The sequence below is a fragment of the Flavivirga spongiicola genome (assembly GCF_030540825.1).
Classification (GTDB): domain Bacteria; phylum Bacteroidota; class Bacteroidia; order Flavobacteriales; family Flavobacteriaceae; genus Flavivirga; species Flavivirga spongiicola.
In genome coordinates this window covers 1,309,206-1,327,712 of record NZ_JAUOEO010000001.1, presented here as the reverse complement: position 1 = coordinate 1,327,712, position 18,507 = coordinate 1,309,206, and the positions used below count along the sequence as shown (strand labels likewise).

At 34.7% G+C, this 18,507-nt stretch carries 6 protein-coding genes; 5 read left to right on the top strand and 1 reads right to left on the bottom strand.

Going from position 1 to position 18,507, the window contains the following annotated elements; translation table 11 throughout:
- Positions 1–164: 164 nt before the first annotated feature.
- The 4 genes from Q4Q47_RS04990 (at position 165) to Q4Q47_RS04975 (ending at position 14,666) form a co-directional block, all read left to right on the top strand.
- Positions 165–509 carry a hypothetical protein gene (locus Q4Q47_RS04990; protein WP_303305550.1) on the top strand — a complete coding sequence of 115 codons (345 nt, stop codon included), beginning with the start codon at positions 165–167 and terminating at the stop codon, positions 507–509.
- 529 nt (positions 510–1,038) lie between these two features.
- On the top strand, positions 1,039–6,624 hold the full coding sequence (locus Q4Q47_RS04985; protein WP_303305549.1) for a LamG domain-containing protein: 5,586 nt from the start codon (positions 1,039–1,041) through the stop codon (positions 6,622–6,624).
- A gap of 3 nt (positions 6,625–6,627) precedes the next feature.
- A complete protein-coding gene (locus Q4Q47_RS04980; protein ID WP_303305548.1) occupies positions 6,628–9,819 on the top strand; it encodes a hypothetical protein in 3,192 nt (1,063 codons plus the stop codon).
- Positions 9,820–9,830: 11 nt separating this feature from the next.
- A complete protein-coding gene (locus Q4Q47_RS04975; RefSeq protein ID WP_303305547.1) occupies positions 9,831–14,666 on the top strand; it encodes a DUF6603 domain-containing protein in 4,836 nt (1,611 codons plus the stop codon).
- 465 nt (positions 14,667–15,131) lie between these two features.
- Here Q4Q47_RS04975 and Q4Q47_RS04970 read toward each other — a convergent pair whose 3' ends face one another.
- Entirely contained in the window at positions 15,132–16,514 is a 1,383-nt protein-coding gene (locus tag Q4Q47_RS04970; RefSeq protein ID WP_303305546.1) for a sugar porter family MFS transporter, read from the bottom strand.
- A 216-nt stretch (positions 16,515–16,730) separates the two neighbouring features.
- Between Q4Q47_RS04970 and Q4Q47_RS04965 the strand changes: the two genes are divergently transcribed.
- Positions 16,731–18,497, top strand: coding sequence for a class I mannose-6-phosphate isomerase (locus Q4Q47_RS04965; RefSeq protein ID WP_303305545.1), 1,767 nt, complete (start codon positions 16,731–16,733; stop codon positions 18,495–18,497).
- Positions 18,498–18,507: the final 10 nt, after the last annotated feature.

Sequence of the window (18,507 nt, the reverse complement as noted above, 5' to 3'; positions counted from 1 at the left end):
TTAAAATTCTAGAAAGCTCAAAAATATATATTTTATATTTTTTTTGAAGACGCTTTTTATCAAGTCTACGACCATACCCAAAGAACCACCCCGCTCTTATTTAACGATTGGGACTTACCCGGTGGGTACTTTCCATTTTGTTTAATCTTAAAATATAAAAAACTATGGCTACAATCGTAGATTACAGAGCCTGTCAATCAGAGGATGGGAAAGAATTTAATGCACTTGAAGTTCAAGGAGGTGTTGAAGCAGTAAAAAGTAAAGAAACAGGTAGAACTTATCTAACGGCAAGAAGAGCATCAGTGTCTTGTACATTTGATAAGGCAACGTGTGAAATTTTAAAAGGCACAGAACTACCAGGAGACATTAAAAAGGTCGAAGTAGAACCTTATGAATACCAGATTCCTGACAATGGAGAAGTAATCATGTTATCACATCGTTTTGAATACGTTGGAGAAGACGAAACCATCGTACAAGACCATGTTGTACAAGAAGAAGTGGTTATCTAATCACAATTTACTTCAAACAAGAATAAAGGAGCTTCAGAAATGAGGCTCTTTTTTTATTCAATAACATCTAACATTTTTAATTATAACAAATACATTATGAAATTACAGCAAGCACAAAGACATCAAGTAAAATTAAGGCTTGGATTATCAGGGGCATCAGGTTTCGGTAAAAGTTACTCAGCCCTGTTACTAGCCTATGGAATCACTAATGACTGGACAAAGATTGCCATTATCGATACAGAGTGCAAAAAACGGTCAATGTGAACCACAGAAAACGAAAATTTTTGAGCCACTTAAAAACTCATTCCACCTTAAGCTATAAAAGGAATTGCAATAGTTATTGCTATGCTCACTTTTATCCGCTGAAGGTGGTTCTCATTGACCATTCTATCCAGTATTGTAAAGTTTATGATTCTCATATGTAGCTTTTTAAGATTAAAAGAGAGAGTGTATCATTTTTTTTGTAAATTTAACAATCCCTATTTAATTGATTTTAGCTAAAAACTTTTATTAAAGTTATTGATATTTTATGCTAAATCTTCAAAAACCAGATTTAGGCTTAGTAGCTTTAAGTCTAAATTCTTCCACAGAGCTTTTCGATGGAAAAAAGGCAGTATCTGGTAGTCACCTACGCTGGACTTTTAATCCTGAGATGGGTTTTCCTAAAAATGGATTTACCATACAACGTTATCATATTAAAGTTACTTCAAATAGACTTGATTCAACACATTTGACTTCAGGTACTACTCCAACTTCTTTACTGGAGTGGGAAATAAAAATCAACTTACCCAAAAATAAAAGAGAGGCACTTTCCAGAATAAATGAGGTTTTAGTTTCCCAAGCTATAAAAGCAAAATATGATCAAGTTGCTGATGATTTACTAGATGTTATTGAGCGTTTGACAAATTCAGGAAATTCTGAAGAAATGTATAATGCCTTTTTGGATAGTGAGGATATTGCAGAAAATGGATTGAAGGGTGGTCTTCGGGTAATGGATGTGTTAATGGCTGCCAGTGTTGATCCATATATCGCCAGAATGTTGGGGTTATACATAATAGATACTGAAGCTGATCCCTTAAATAAATATTTATATCTAGTTCAAGGGCATTGGAAAAATATGATGTTCGCTTCATTAACTACCACCTTTGAAAATTACGATATACGCCAAGGTGTCATTCCGTTACAATTTCAAGGATTAAAAGTAGTTCCTAATCTAAGAACTTTAGGAGTCTCTTTAAATGAAAATAATGATTTGTATAGGTCTCACCTGTTGGTTAAAGGCAACTTAAATCCAGGATTTTTGATTGAATTCGAATATCCTGTCGAGGAAGTGACCATCGAGTATGAATTAGGCAATTCTTCAGGTAATTGGCAATTAACAACTCTTGGAGAACGCTTATCATACGACGACGACAGTAAACACCTTCGAATTACAAGACCAAGTTCTCCATTTCAAGTATTAAATTTTAAGAAAATACCTGGCGAAACTTTTCGAATTTACAAGATTACTTATCGAAGAAGGTTTGGCGCTATAGGTAATGTCCACAACATTATAATATTGGATCCTTCTTTTACCAAAACTTTACCAAAACCAATTATTAGTAAGCTAGTTAATGAGCAAATGCCTGCGATTCTAAATAATAATGGAGAAGTGAATAATAAAATTTCTCAAATAAAGTTAAGCACTTTAATTACTACTCCAAAGATTAGCGAGGTTTTAATACCAAAGGAATCTGATACTATTAAGGTACTGAAAGACTTAGACCAACTTAACAATCCTGTCCGAATTCAATTTAGTAGAACAACTTCTTCAAATAGTCGTACTGTGTTACCAACACAATTACAAAATATTAGTTCTCCTGCAATCTATAGGGATAATATCTCAGATCTAAGTTTGCCGAGCTTATTAGGCTATTGGCCCTTAAATGGTCATTTATCTAACATTAAAGATGGTATAAACGCAATTAAACTTGGCAATCCTAAATTTGTGAAATCAGATTCGGAAAATCAAACCTCACCTTATAATCTAAAATTAAATGGGAACCAAGCGTTGGTTTTGGAAAGTCAAAATCATCTAAAGGTATTAGGTGATAATTTCACCTTACAAGCCAAAGTTAAAATAAATAGTTTATGCCCCAATACAGCTACACTAATTGGAAATAGTAAGAGGAATGGTTTCTGGTGGGGGATTAAAAAAGAACCAGATGGTCGTTATAAAACACGCTTATGGATCAATGGCAACTTAGTTGAAGGTAATTTTTTAATCCCCACGAATCATACATTAGAACTATCTGTTGCCTATGACGGCAACCAAGTTGTTTTTCGTTATGGTGGTTTTCATTTTTTAAATTTTGATGATCCGGTCGAGGCTGACCTCGGTAAGGTAGGCATTCCTAGAAATGATGTGTTCATAGGTGCTGATGTTGCTATTAGCTCAAGGAACTTAAGTTCTACATTTATTGGAGAGATGTCAGAAATTAGTATATGGCAACAGGTTATTCATCCCTCTGAAAGTAAACATCTATTAAAAAAGGGAGCTGTTTATCTTCCTCAACAACAAGGTTTGGCTCAATTGATATTTTATGATCAAAAAACATACTTAACGTACGATGGAGCAGAACAAATAATTATAAATAAAACAAATCCTATGAAGGCCTTGTCTTCAAGGTTTTCAATTTTTGTATGGGCTAGGCCGAATGATATAATGGTTGAACCCTTTCCCACCTTACTAGGAAATGATTATCAAAATGGTTTTTGGCTAGGCTTAGCTAAATCTGGTAATCAGTTTCATTTGAGGTTTTGGCTGAATAACAGTTACTTTGATTCTATAGGTAAAATAAAAGAAAATCAATGGAGCCACCTAGGAGTAAGCTATGATGGAAGCACCTTAAAGTTATTCATAAATGGAAAGTTGGATAGTAGCCATAGGGCTTCCTTGGGACCTATTACACAAAATGATATGGCTATTGCCATTGGTTCAGAAATTTTACCAACAGGTTCCACTAATATCAAGTATCCTTTTAATGGTTTAATAAGTAATATTCAATTTTGGAGAGAGGCATTGACCATTGATGAATGGCATCAAAAAATGGGCAGTATACAATTAATCGATAGATTTTTAAAAAATAACAATTACCACTATGGAGCTAGAAGCATTGATTTATTTGGAAGAATAAGTACACATGGTTTCCTTAAAAAAATAAAAACGAATGCTATACCCGTTTATAACCCACCAGTTAACCTACATGCTAAATTTAAAGCTATAACAGGAGAGATAACTACAGTTGAAGACTGGATTAAGAAAGATGTAAATGGCGATGACGTTTTGGATGACAATGACAATTCCATAAAAATAGGGTACTCTGTGGTTACCAATATTCCATATCGTCGTATTTTAGAAGATAACATAATTGGTTATGACTTTACCATCAAAAGAACAATCAGTTACGAAGTTCCAAAGAAAAACACTAGCAATCCTCTCCTGCCACCAATAATAATGGAGACGGTAAATCGAATCGTAGAACAATCTTTTGAAATTGGTGATGCTGCTCAGCAAGGCTCAACGTCATTCTTTAAATTCAATATTAAAGCTGTTCCCTTTGAACAATTACAACCCAAAACAGGCGATTTCGTTTCCATTCCATTAGATTTCTTTTATGAATTGACATGGGGTTGGACAGGTATTCAGCAATTATTCTTTAAAGAAGTTAGCACGTTTAATTTATATCAATCCATAGGTATTCAAAATGAATTATCCAGCCCAATAGAAGTTCTACCTCCTGCACGAAGTTTTGAGTCCAAAGAGTTTAAAATAAAGATTGAGAACAACCGTCTCAATTTTGAGGCAAATGAATTGGAGGGACAAAATTGTCTGATAGGCCCGCATAAATTTAAAATACAAAGTCATACTACGGGCGATGAACCCGAATTTAAAGTCAAATACGCATCCGAACCTTTGGTGACTCCAAAAGATGGGGATATACTCCGTATCAGTATTCCTGAGGGCTCAAATGCACATAGAAGCCTTGCTGATACTATTGAACCACGTATAGATTCAATTCCGCTTCCATATATGGAGCCGCTAAGCTTGTCCGTGGGTCAAGTACCTGCCTTGGAAGTCATGGAGGCAATTTTGGAAGATGATTTAAAAAGTAGTTCAGACCCCTTGATAGTTGAGCGAAAAAGATTAATAAATGAAGAGAAAATAGATTGGTTCCCGCTTTCTAAAGTGTATAAAATAACCATATCCAATTTTCAAAGACCCAACACTTATGTTCAACCTGAGCCTAAAGATTACCTGCCTAGTGCTCTTGTTTTTTATGATAAATCTAAACCGCAAAATAAATGGCGTTCATTTTATGTGCTATGGCATAGGTGGACTAGTAATAGGAAATTAGTCTTATACACCACACCAGGTGAAAAAGATGAACCACAGCCAGAAATAATTATTTCTGCCACACATCCGTTGCGTTTTTATATCGGCAGGCGTTTTAATTATGAGGGAGAATTAAATGCATTACCTCAATTTATTAACGGAAAAACGACGGAGCAATATCATCTTGCTCTTACAAGTGCTGATGTAGATGATGTAAAAAGTGATTTATCACGCAGTACCGTCATGGTAGCTGTTAACAGAAAAAGACCAGGAGAGGCTCCTAGGCCAATTGTTACCGTAGGAGCCAAAGCCGACTACTATGGCAAGTCAAAAATTACTGTGGACTGGAGTGACCCTCCTCCATCAGAAACTTTGTTTTATAAAGTATTCAGAGCTACAGACAGCGACATCTATACCAGAGATTTAGAACAACGCAGAACCCGTCAAGGTTTCTATAAAAATATGGAACCGCAAGTTATCTTTAATGATGATGTAGATTTTACAGATTGGCTTCAAACTCAAGAAGTTTCCCTAGCAGAATTATTTCCTACGGTTGTCGATAGTGCTGATTGGCAATCAGTTACTCCTATATGGCGAAAATGGGCAGATCGCTTTTACCCATCGCTTATCGAAGTAGAAGATAGTAAAGAAATCACTACCCTAGCGAAACGGATGGGTAATGAAAAAGCATTCAAATTACTTACCGGAAAGCCAATTAGAGAAAAAAAATATATAGATGAGGTAAATGGCATTGTAAACAACCGATATTTCTATCGATTAAAAACCATGAATGAAGCCTTATCAGAAAGCACTATTTGGGGTCCACTTAGTGAAGCGGCAATAACCATAGCTGTAAAACCGCCAAGGAAACCAGTTTTTACAAAAGTAGAAGCAGGAGATAGACAAGTAACACTTCAATGGTCATTAAATAGAGAGCCTGACTTTAAAGAATATGTATTGTACCGTGCTGAAAGTAAAAAGGAGCTAGAGGATTTACGCTGGTGGAGCAATGAACTTGACCCGAGAATTGTTGACAGGATTCCTGATCCTAGAATTAAAACTTTCAATAATAAAATACATATTCCTGAGGAGTTTCCTGTCGCAAGAATTTTAGGTGTTTATCGGTTAGATGAATTTGACAAGGAAGCCAGCCCAATTGAAAATCAGCACCAAGCTTTGAATTATTACACAGGATCAAGTGCTCCACAAACTACAGCAAATCTAAGAAAAATAGCAAATGGCATTTCGGTTGCAGTGGTATATGAGGGTGATAATGATGAAATACGACACTTAGTACAACAACATGAACTGATTCCTTTTACAAATTCTGGTTTGGCAGGTTTACAGGATTATTATTATCGAATTCTCGGAGTTAATTATTTTGATGTAAAATCAGTCGGTTCAGAAATCAAAAAATCTAGCGCATTGGAAATAGTTCCTCCAAAAGTACCAAAAATAGTAATAGAAAGAGGTAATAATACTTTCAATATCGATGTAATTATTTTAACAGTTGCCGAAGGTGAGTCAAGTAATCTTGAAATTTTTATTCAAAAAAGGACGGAAGGAAATCCTAAATGGAAAACTTTAATACACTGGCGCAGATTTATCATCGGTGATCAATTTGAGGATAAGGTTGACAAAGATAATTCGATTATTTATTTAGTTAACGTTCGAAGTAATAATAAATTAAAAAGTGAACAAGATGTATACATTTATTCAAATCCGTTAGAAATACTGTAGAAAATGAGTATTCCATTTCCTTTACAAGCAAGTAATCCCTTTCAATTGATATCAAACGATATTAGGCTTTACAATTATTCAAGTAGAAATAATGACTCAATCTCCATTATAGCACCCACTGATGGATTTATAATTATGTTTAAGCTTCCAAATAATAACGGTAGCGGTTTTGAATGGAAACTGTTCTTTTTACCTGAACGATCAAGTCTTATTCCAAGTTATCATAATTGGGTTGCACCCCTTGTAAGAGGGTTTCATTTTTCTACTCCGCAATTAAATTCCGATGGCGATGCCGCTATTAAAATTGTTTCGAATGTGTTCAAACAATACGTTCAAAATAATAATTTCGAAATACAGACAGTTTTGCAGACCACGGCAGGTAGTTATCTGGAAGGTAGTAATATTGAGATAATCCCTGAAGCTAGAAGGAATTTGCTAGATTGGGAATCAATGCTTTTTAACGACCCCACTCATGAATTAATATTAGATTCCGCAACCTTATTTGTAAATAATAATTGGGGAAACAATTCAAGTTTTTTACTCCCTGTTAAAAAGGAAAACATTCTATTTCAACTAAAAGGGTCAGGAATTAACATTGAGATAGGTCTAGGAGTTTTTAATAAAACCTTGACTAATCTAGACAATTGGATATCCAAGGATTTCTTTTGGTTTGATACAAATGAATTTTATCAACGTCTGTATGATGATAATTTAGTCACATCACATCCTAGTCTGCCATTCAACATCAGAAATAGTGAACAACTTACTGCGGCATATAGGGATCCTTTTTACATCCATCAAACCAAGGATTTTAAAGGAGAATCTACTTCTAGGCGTTTGGATGTTTATGAAGGTATTCAAAAATTACGAATATCTATCCCATACGAACCACAAGGTAACCCTCCAGAACCTGTTATAGTTGAAATTCCAAAAGAAATATTCTATGTGATCCCAGGGGAAGAAACGAACAGTATTGTTGCTACAATAAAATTGCCTGACAATGTAAAAGCTGTTTATAGATTAAGATACAACGATGACGGTATCTTTGAGTCCAGTCTAGCTAGGAGAATAACACTAATGAATTATAAATTCGAGGATCTACAAGTTGCACAGGAAGGGGATGAGTGGATTCCAAGTAAGAGAACAGCATTAATTAATTTTAGTTCTCCAAATTCTTCTTCTACTTCTGGAATAGAAGGGGATGTTGAGATTTCCTTTTTTGTTCACTATGATATCTCAAGAAAGGTCCGAATTACAATTAATCGTTTATTAAGAGCAAAGGAACGACTTATAAGAAATATAAATAGAGAACATGAAACGAGTGGGTTTAGTCTTAATGATCTTATGGGTCTACATAATCTGTTTCTTCAAATGACTCGTAGTAGGGGTCTAAGTTTTCAGCAAAAAGAGGCTATTCGGGAAATGATGGGTCAACAAAAAGCAAGTGACGTACGTTCGGCCTTTAGTTCATTTCAAAGGGTCTCAAATAGGAACATTAATCTTCTTGGTGATTCATTAAAACTTAATCTATTTGAGCGGCCATATTTCATGAATCTTTTAAAATCAAATCCTGAATTAGTTGAACTACTAGCTGAGGCATTCTTCGCACTTGAAGGAACAACAGATGGCAATGAACTTATAGGGATTTATGCAAATAATTTTGTGCAAGATGGTTTAGGACATTCTATTTCTGGTCCAAATAATTCTATAAGATGGACAACTCTATCAGCTATTTGGAGACGTGGTCGACAATGGCATAAATCAATTTCATACATATATAAAGCTTTTTTGGAAGTTTATATTATCAAATCTCTTACATCAATTGGAACTTCTAGCAATCCTAGTTCAATTTTAACAACAATAGGAGAAATTGAAAACAACTTAAGTACGCTCTTTGACAGTTTAGGAATTGAGTTTACTAGAACATCCGCTGCTATAGTTAGTAGGCCAAGTTTTGGAGGAAGCACAACGGAAATATTTCGAGAATTTAACTATACTTTGATTTATAAAAATGCCCCAATAAATTCAGCTACCGCGGATACTGTTTTGGATGGGATCAATGCGAATCGATTCTCGACTCCTCCAAGACTTAGTGCATTAGGCGCTGCTTTAAACACTATAGATATTGTAGCAAAAGCTATTCAATTGTATTCAAATCCCGATAGAGGAATGCGAAATCATTTTGAGTTTGCCGCAACCTTAGGTAAATTTGCCGCAGAACTAACTGAAGTATATAGAGGAACAAGATTTGTTATCCCTTTAGAGGGAAGGTGGCGTATTTCAGCTTTTGGAGGAAGAGCAATTAGTTTTGTTCGTTTTCTAGGGGTCTTTGGAGCAACACTTACTTTATGGAGAGCCATAGATGGACTTACCGAAGCCCAAAGAACTACTAACACAGCTGATGATTTTCTGGCAGGACTCAATATATTTGGAGCGAGTTCTGTCATTGTTGGTGAACTAATGTTGGCTTTTTCTACTGGACCAGCTGGATGGGTAGTATTAGGTATAGGAACAGGAATAATGTTCGTAGCAGGCTTCTTTTCATTGATACGAGAAGCAGAACAGACCATATCTCACTCATCACATCCTCAACCCTTAACAGTAGAGGACATATACAATGGAACTGCTTTATACTATAATTATTTTGGTTTAAGAATATTTTCATTTATGAGCAGGAACGTTAGAGAAAATGTTATTCCTAATCGTTATAAATATCAAATAGAGACTCCAGAGACAATTTCTAGGCAATATTCTAGTTTAGCTAGTGCTTTTTTTCAATTTGAAATAAATATTGGTCGAACTACAGACATTAGAGGTAACGATATAATCGAAGCACAAATAGAAGCAGATTTTTTGGAACCAAAAAGCATAATATACTTCGGTCTATATAGTGAACTCAATGACACTTCTGGCTATGAAAATCGTCTATTAGATTCTATTATTTTTCGATTAGATCAAGCATCAGGGCCAAACTTTACTCAAAGTTCAAGATCAGCAATAAACAGTTCTTCATCAACTTCAGGCACAGTAAATACTATTGTTATACTTAAAGACCTAAGTATTATTAGAAATATTAGCAGAATAGAAGTGGTCATTTCGCTCCATGGAATAGAAAGCAGATTTACTTCAAATAATTTTAAGGATGAATTTTCAAATAATTTTAATCATGTAGTAAGACGACTTTTAGAAATTTAGAAAACAAAATTATGAGCGAAAGAGCAATAATTCCAATAGGTCAGATTTTAACTGATATTTTACCAAATGAATGGGTGAATGAAATTAATAGTATTATTGATTTTATTGGAATAGATGGTACAATATCTGAAACGGATTGGGATTCAGAAGGGTTTAGCACTTTGCAGCGTATTATTATTCTACAAAACATCAATCTTGAAATTCCATTTCTTGGCGGTACTAGCCTATTCATTGGTTCAGGATCAGCTGATTTACCTTATTTTGATATACGATTAATAAGTAATCCGCTCTTTAAATTTTCTATTGAAAATCTTCATTTTGGCATACATTTCCCGCAAACAGTACTTCAAGCTTTTAAAAAGGATACTGAAGGAATCTGGATTCCGGAAGAAACTATTACTGGTTACGATCTTGCATTTACATCTGGATTTAGTATTGACGGTGATGGTAATTTTGACTTTAACATTTCCAGTCCAGAGACCATTTCTCCAGCTCGTCTAGGAACGAGTGGGGTTATTATTGATCTTGAGGATCTAAGAATAATCAATGGTTCGATTCCAGTCGAGCTAGACCAGGAGCAAATTCCATTTGATTTTAAAGGACTATGGATTGTAAGAGCTACCTTCCATTTTGTTAAAGAGGGTACTAATTTTCCTCCAATTGAGCTATATAAGGCAGGAATCGGCACTCGAGGGTTTTCTGGAACTGTTTCCCTTGGGGAAAGATCAGCTGCCGAAGAAGATTTACCAGAATCAATACTACAGCCATTGACCGACGAGACTCCTATTAACATTCCTTCTCATTTATTAGCTTTGAATCCTGAAGGATCGAGTGTCTCTGAAATGTCAGTTATTTTTCAATATTTTGGTCTTACATTCTTCCAAAGCATTCCGGTAGCCTGCCTCATAACAGGACATCTATTTATGCCGTTTGCTGATAAATGGATGAAATTCAAAGCTTCTTTAGGTGGTCCTGATTCTGATTTTATGCTCGAAATAGGTGGAGCTTCAAATAGTCCGCTTATTAGTTTAGACCATGAATATTTTGAAATTAAAGCTGATAGTATTGCCTATAAAGTAGATGACCGCATTCATTATGCCATAATTTCTGGCAGTATCAAACCTAAAATCGAAGGTTTTGACTGGCCAGAAATAAAGATTGAGGGCTTATCCATAAGCTCTGAGGGAGATATTTCTATTCCAGGTGGTTGGATCAAAGCTCCAAAAACTATCACCTTAAATTTTGGTGCCTTTAAAATCGGTATTAATGAAATTGGTTTTGGTAATGAGGGTGAGGAACCTGAACTTTCCAGACAATGGTTAGGCTTTTCTGGAGAATTGAACTTAGTAGAAGGATTAGATTTAAAGGCATCGGTAGAAGGTCTTAAATTTAGTTGGCTTAAAGAGCCCGCACCTGCAGGACATCCAACTATTAGTGCGGGTAGCAAGGATGTTCAAGTTTCTCTAAAAGGTATTGCCGTAGAATTTGAAATACCAAAAACACTTTCGTTTAAAGGCTCGGTTAAATATGAAGAACTTACTCCAGAAAATAATGGAGATACCGGGCTTACTGGCAAGCTTTTTAGGGGCAATATAGATTTAAACCTAATATCAGTTCGACTTCAAATAGAAGCAGAGTTAATTATTGGTAAAATTAAAGATGCAGATGGTAATGAGTTTACCACCTTCTTTATTGTCTTGGGGGCACAGTTACCAGCAGGTATACCTTTGGGTGCTACGGGCACAAGTCTTTATGGGCTTAAAGGACTCGGAGCTTATAATTCTGCACCTACTAAAACTGAAGAGCAGAATTGGTACGAATGGTATAAAGCAGAACCAGAGCGTGAAATTACATCCATGCAAAAATGGATGCCCAAGTATGACAATTATGCTTTTGGTGCAGGAGTAACTATAGGTACCATGTACGATGATGGGTTTACTTTAAATATGTCTGTGATGTTGGCTATTCTTTTGCCTGGTCCAGTAATAGTACTTGAAGGGAAAGCCAATTTACTAAAACAAAGAACCAAAGGTCAACAGGAAGCTGGTGGTCCTGAAGGAGCTTTTTATTTGTTAGCAGTGCTAGATGGTCGCGCCGGTACTTTTATGCTAAATGTTGATGTGAAATACTCCCTTGAAGATGTTATTACAATAGGAGCTAGTTTAGAAGCCTTTTTCGATTTTAACAACTCTTCAAATTGGTACGTTTATTTAGGTCGTAAAACACCAGAAACTAAAAGAATTCGAGCTGAGATTCTATCACTATTTAGTGCCAATGCCTATTTTATGATTGACAATACTAGCTTGCAAACAGGAGCAGGTGTTGGTTTTGATTTTCGAAAGAAGTATGGCCCTGTTTCGATTGTTCTTGTTGCCAAAATAGGTTTTGATGCAACTATCTTTTGGAAGCCCATGCAACTAGAGGGATCTCTAGAATTGGAAGCTTCTTTAGGAATCAAAGTATTCGGCATCGGTCTTGAACTCTATCTCTACATGCTATTAGAAGGTAGGGTTCCAAAACCATATTGGATACACGGTGTTGCAGAAGTTGGTATAAAACTTTTTTGGCCGTTGCCTGATCTTAGCGTCCGCGTTGAGCTTGAATGGAGTCAACCAGCGGAAACTCCAGCTGCCTGGCCATTACTAAAAGAGTGTTCATTTACACACCATAAAGGCAGTGGAACTACATGGCCTATCTTGATTGGTGATTCAACTGTTCCCACTTGGAGTGATTTCCCTATTGTTCCTATAGATTCTAGACCAGTATTTACTTTTTCACGCCCAATTAATAATTTAGGATCGCATGAAAACGAATTAGGAGTAATTCCTATATTCAAGACACCTTATGACCAAGTAGGGGATCAACAATTTGTTTATAAATTAGATAAGGATTCCCTAGTTCTAGAGAAATATGATGGTTCTAACTGGGAAGCTATAAAATATGGAATTAACACTGAGAATAAAGAAACCGAATTTGTTATAGAGAGAGACAACATTATAAATATCCAAGATAATTTAGACCCCAATGAGCCTCAGTTACAGTTGTGGAAGTATAGTGCCAGAGATCATGTGAATGATTATGGAAGAGAGGATTATAATGAGAGTAAACCTGCATGCAACTTAGAACCTTTCTCAAAGTGGGTTACTATAAATTGGCAGGGAATACTGGATAATACGAAGTATGGGTCTTCATTTAACTATGCTGGCTTGTCGTTTGTAACAGATGGTGCTATAGAACCTATTGTATATCGGGAGCATTTAGCCATTGGAAATGTGACCATAAATTTCCCTAATCCTATTCTTTACGTAGGCATACTCTTTAATGATAAATCGGGTGATGTAAAAGGCAGTGCTGTAATGAATGGTAGCAAAATAGGAGATATGGCAGGTGTTACAAATGTTTTAATTTATAAGAGTACTACCCATTTTAATAGTATTCAGCTAAAAGTAGCTAGACAAAATTTAGCGCTCACTAATTATAATAGAATAATCAGCATAACTTATATCACCAAACAAGGAGCGGTCGACCAACTTATTGTCACCAATAACCCAAGCCCAAGTGCTGCAAGACAAAATATGAATGGTAAGTTGTTTCTAGAACCAGCACAATTTTATCGAATTAAACTTAATACCGCCGTTGACATTAACGACAGGATTAACGTCCACTCAGCCGAAAATTATGTTTATTTCAGGACAGATGAAGGACCAGGCGTAACTGAAGTTTCAGCAAATCCATTATCAATAGGAAGTGCATTATCTATTCCTAAAGGAGTTTTATCTCATAAGGAAAAACCAATTAATATTTTGTCGACATACATTGAGCGTACTTTACCGATTGATGGTGCTTTAAATCATTATTTGGATTATGATGTTGGGGTTCAGTTCAATGAATCTTATGTTGAAAAACTGTTCAAAAACTCTATTCGGATACAATTTAGAGATAGGAATGGAAAATTGTTAGATGAGCAGAATGGTGATTTTATGGTAGGCTTTTTACCTTTATTTCATTTTGGTCTTTTATCTTGGTTGAGTGATAAACAAGACGGTAGTTGTGGTAATGAAACTCCATCAGTTACGCAATCTCCTTACTTGAATTTTTCCCTTGAGTATCCATTCAAAGCAAATAGTCTATATTCGGCAGAAATGATAGTGGATACTGATTTAGGTGAGTACAAACTTCATCAATTTCAATTTACTTCTTCTAGATATAATAGTTTTACAGCACATATTCTTAATGATTACCCTGAAAACGTTATTGATGTTATTTCTCTACCTAAAGTTGCGAGATTACGTCCAACTTTTAATTTAGGAGTGTTGACTATTCTATTGAATAAATATTTTGGTCTAGTTTCTAGATTCAATCAAGAAGAAACCAATCTACTGAAGAAAAAGGAGCTTTTCGATTCTATTAAGGGTTTAAGAGCTAAAATAGATGCAAATAGCCTAAAACATTTCAATGAGCTAGATGAAATAGTACTAAAATCGTTGATATCCATTAACATGGAAAATCGTCCTGCTGCAACAAAGTTTGAAGTTTTCAAAATACCTATACTTAATAGTTCAGATTCATTGGTTTTATTAGAATCGCCTGAACCTATTGACTGGTATAGGATTACTGCAACTGCAAAAAAGTCGTCTGGTCGTGCTTTTAAAATAGGATTCGTTTGGAATGAAGATAAGACAAGAGCCTTTTTGTATAGGGCAAGTGTACCAACGTTTGAAATCACTGATTATCAAATAAGCTTCGGTTTTTCAGGAAACAAAGATCCTCTTTCAGGTGTTATTCTTAGAAAAAACATAATAGTTGAAGAACTAGTGAGTTTTATTCTTAAGTTATCTACACCTTAAGATTTTCCATAATCTATCTTATGTATTTCATACCAATCTGATTTATCAGAGTAGAATTAAAATTATTACTTCTTATCTATTGTTACCTGTAGTATTTTTTCTTTAATCTTATTGATTGCAAAAAACGGTCAATGTGAACCACTGAAAACGAAAATTTTTGAGCCACTTAAAAACTCATTCCACCTTAAGCTATAAAAGGACTTGCAATAGTTATTGCTATGCTCATTTTTATCCGCTGAAGGTGGTTCACATTGACCATTCTACCCATTGTTGTCCAAGTTTCCCAATATGGCTCATTGCGAAATGTAATGTAGTAATGAATCTAGTTCCCGCTACAAAGTAGAACCCTCAATCTTTTAAAGTTGAGGGTTCTTTATTGTTAGTTATAAAATTAAATGACTTATTCTCAAACTATTTATGCGAAATTATTTAAAAGTTATGAAGTTTATTAAAAAGTGCTAGGATTCAATTCTTTTTTTTTGCTAACCAGTAATTCTCTATTTCTTCCAAAGTTTTGCCTTTAGTTTCAGGTATTACTTTAATGGTTAGATACAATGCTGGAATCATGCAAACAGCAAAAAGCCAAAAAGTTCCATGGGCCTTCAAATTTTCTAAAAACCAAGGGGTCATTTGCCCTACAAATGTAGTTCCAACCCAAACAGCCATTGTAGCAACCGACATGGCAGCACCTCTTATTTTTAGCGGATATATTTCAGAAAGTAATACCCAAACAACAGGTCCAAAAGAAAATGCAAAGCAGGCAATAAAAGTAAGTATAAAAGTCATTAAAAGGTAGGTGTTATTTACTTCAAAATAGAACAATAAACCTATCATTATTAAGGAAGCCATTATACCAATAACACCATATATCAGCAATGGTCTTCTACCTAAATTGTCAATCTTCCAAAGAGCAATGAAAGTGAACAACACATTAACGATACCTATAACAACTTGACCGCCAAGAGCATCGCCCAACTGCAACCCGCCTTCTTCCAGAATTTTTGGACCGTAGTATATAATAGCGTTAATACCTGTTACTTGACTTAATAGGGCTAACAAAATTCCGATTGTCATAGCTAGTTTAAAAGGTCCTGAAAAAACAGCCTTAATGCCTCCTGATTCTTTGGCAAGGACTCCTTCTACATTCTTAATTTCGTTATCGGCCTCTTCTTCATTTACAAAACGTAATAAAGTGTTTTTCGCCTGTTCCTTTTTTCCTTTCATAGCTAACCAACGAGGGCTTTTTGGAATAACAAAGAGTAGTAGTAAAAATATAATAGCGGGAATTGTTTCACTACCTAGCATTGCCCGCCAAACTTGAGATACAAATATTTTGTTAGTCATACCAGTACTATCTATTAAACTTTCGGAGTTGGAAAGGCTTAATAAATATGCGTTGGTAAAATAGGCTACAAGAATTCCTAAGGTAATTGCAAGTTGATAAAGAGCAACGAGCCTCCCTCTATTTTTAGCTGGTGCGATTTCAGAAATATACAAAGGCGATAGCATTGAAGCTACACCAACTCCCATACCTCCAAGGAGTCTATAGACTACTAGTTCGTTAAATGAACCTGATATGGCACACCCTATTGCCGAAAGTGCAAAAAATAGTCCGGACAGGATTAAGATATTTTTCCTTCCAAATTTGTCACTGAGAACTCCAGCAACTAAAACGCCTAAAATAGTACCAACAAGGGCTGAACTTACGTACCAACCTTCCATAACGGTATTTAGATCGAATTGAGTTTTTACAAACCCGATTGTGCCTGAAATGATGGCGGTATCATATCCAAATAAAAAGCCCCCCAAGGCGGCAATTAATGCAAGAAAAGTTACATTGTTTTTCATGAATTTATAGTTTATTTAAGTTAAAATGAAAGATATAGAAACAGAATTTTTCTATCTGGCCTCGTATAATTTACAAGAAATCATAATAGGAATTGAATCGGTATCTAATTTATCTCAATCTCTTCACTAAACAAAAGTATGTAAAAATTTATTATGTTCAAATGTTTAAACATATTAAAAATTACTACCTTTGTATTTATTTTATATTATTAATGAATGAAACGAAAAACCAGCCAATTTCTGTTACCTATAGAAAAGCCAAATCATGATAAAAAAAGCTATGATATTTATCCAGCCTTTCATGTTAAAGATGGTTCAATTAATGTTGGGTATAAAACACTAGCAGATAAAATATGTAATGAAAAAGTTATAATTCTTGATGGTTATATTGGTTTAGACTGGGAAGAGATTAGTTCTTCTTTGAAACTAAGTCTTGAAGATCGAGGATTGCGCGTAATAATACTAAATATTTCCAATTATTTAAAATCAGAAAAGGACATCTCAGATTTGGTAAATCCATTTTTAGGAGGGGAAGATCCCGTTTTTGGTTATAGAGCAGATATAGAATTAAACGATTTTTTTGATAATATGAAAATTGATTCATTAAAGTTAGAGGAAAGCACAAATACAATTCTTATTTATGGTACTGGTGCTAGTCAATTAAATTTTGATGGGTTTTTAGTTTATTTTGATTTACCAAAAAATGAACTCCAGTATAGAATGCGGGCAAATGAAGTAGCCAACTTAGGATTTACAAAAGGCAAAAATCCAAAACAGATGTATAAGCATTTCTATTTTGTAGATTGGATTGTATTGAATAAAGAAAAGAAAAAATTGCTACCAAAAATTGATATTATTGTTGATAAGCAAAGGTCTAGAAACCTATGCTGGATGACTGGTGAATTATTGAGACAAGAACTCAACAATATGTCAAAAAAATACTTTCGTGTACGACCTTGGTTTGAATCTGGTGTTTGGGGTGGCCAATGGATTAGAGAAAAAATACATGATTTAAGTCAGGATGTTCCAAACTATGCTTGGTCTTTTGAAATGATAGTTCCAGAAAATGGTTTGTTATTTGAGAGTGAAGGAAAGCTTTTAGAAGTTTCTTTTGATATGTTGATGTTTCAGGAACAAGAAAATATATTGGGAAAAGCAGCAAAAAGATTTGGTGATGAATTCCCAATCCGGTTCGATTTTTTAGATACTTTTCAAGGTGGTAATTTATCTGTTCAATGTCATCCAAAACCAGATTATATTAAAAAAGAGTTTGGAGAAAATTTTACACAAGACGAAACTTATTATATTCTTGATGCCGAAGATGATGCAGAAGTGTATCTGGGTTTTCAAAACGATATTGATGAAACCAAATTTAAGAAAGCTCTTGAACATAGCTATGAAACCAAAGAAACTCTTGACGTAGAGAGTTATGTTCAAAAACTTCCTGCAAAAAAGCATGATCTTTTTTTGATACCTCACGGTACAATACATTGCTCTGGCACTAACAATATGGTTTTAGAAATCAGTGCTACACCTTATATTTTCACCTTTAAAATGTATGACTGGCTGCGTATGGATTTGGATGGCAATCCAAGACCCATGAACATTGACCGTGCTTTTGAAAACTTGAATTTTGAAAGGAAAGGACAAAATGTACAAGACACCTTAATATCTAAACCAATAGTGGAGAATTCTGGTGATGATTGGAAAAAAATTCATCTACCAACACATCCAGATCATTTTTATGATGTATATAGATATGAATTTGAGGATAAGATACATATTGATACAAAACAGCAATGTCACGTGCTTATGTTAGTTGAAGGAGAAACTATTGAACTTAATGTCAATGAAGATAAACGGACCTTTCATTATGCTGAAACTTTTGCCATACCAGCAGCAGCAAAAAATTACACATTAATTAATACAGGAAATAAGCAAGCAAAAGTAATTGTCTCTTTTGTTAAAGAAAATGCATGTTAAACGCAATACC

Coding starts and splice junctions, on each gene's coding strand:
- Q4Q47_RS04990 (WP_303305550.1), top strand. CDS start 165: ATGGCTACAATCGTAGATTACAGAGCCTGTCAATCAGAGGATGGGAAA.
- Q4Q47_RS04985 (WP_303305549.1), top strand. CDS start 1,039: ATGCTAAATCTTCAAAAACCAGATTTAGGCTTAGTAGCTTTAAGTCTA.
- Q4Q47_RS04980 (WP_303305548.1), top strand. CDS start 6,628: ATGAGTATTCCATTTCCTTTACAAGCAAGTAATCCCTTTCAATTGATA.
- Q4Q47_RS04975 (WP_303305547.1), top strand. CDS start 9,831: ATGAGCGAAAGAGCAATAATTCCAATAGGTCAGATTTTAACTGATATT.
- Q4Q47_RS04970 (WP_303305546.1), bottom strand. CDS start 16,514: ATGAAAAACAATGTAACTTTTCTTGCATTAATTGCCGCCTTGGGGGGC.
- Q4Q47_RS04965 (WP_303305545.1), top strand. CDS start 16,731: ATGAAACGAAAAACCAGCCAATTTCTGTTACCTATAGAAAAGCCAAAT.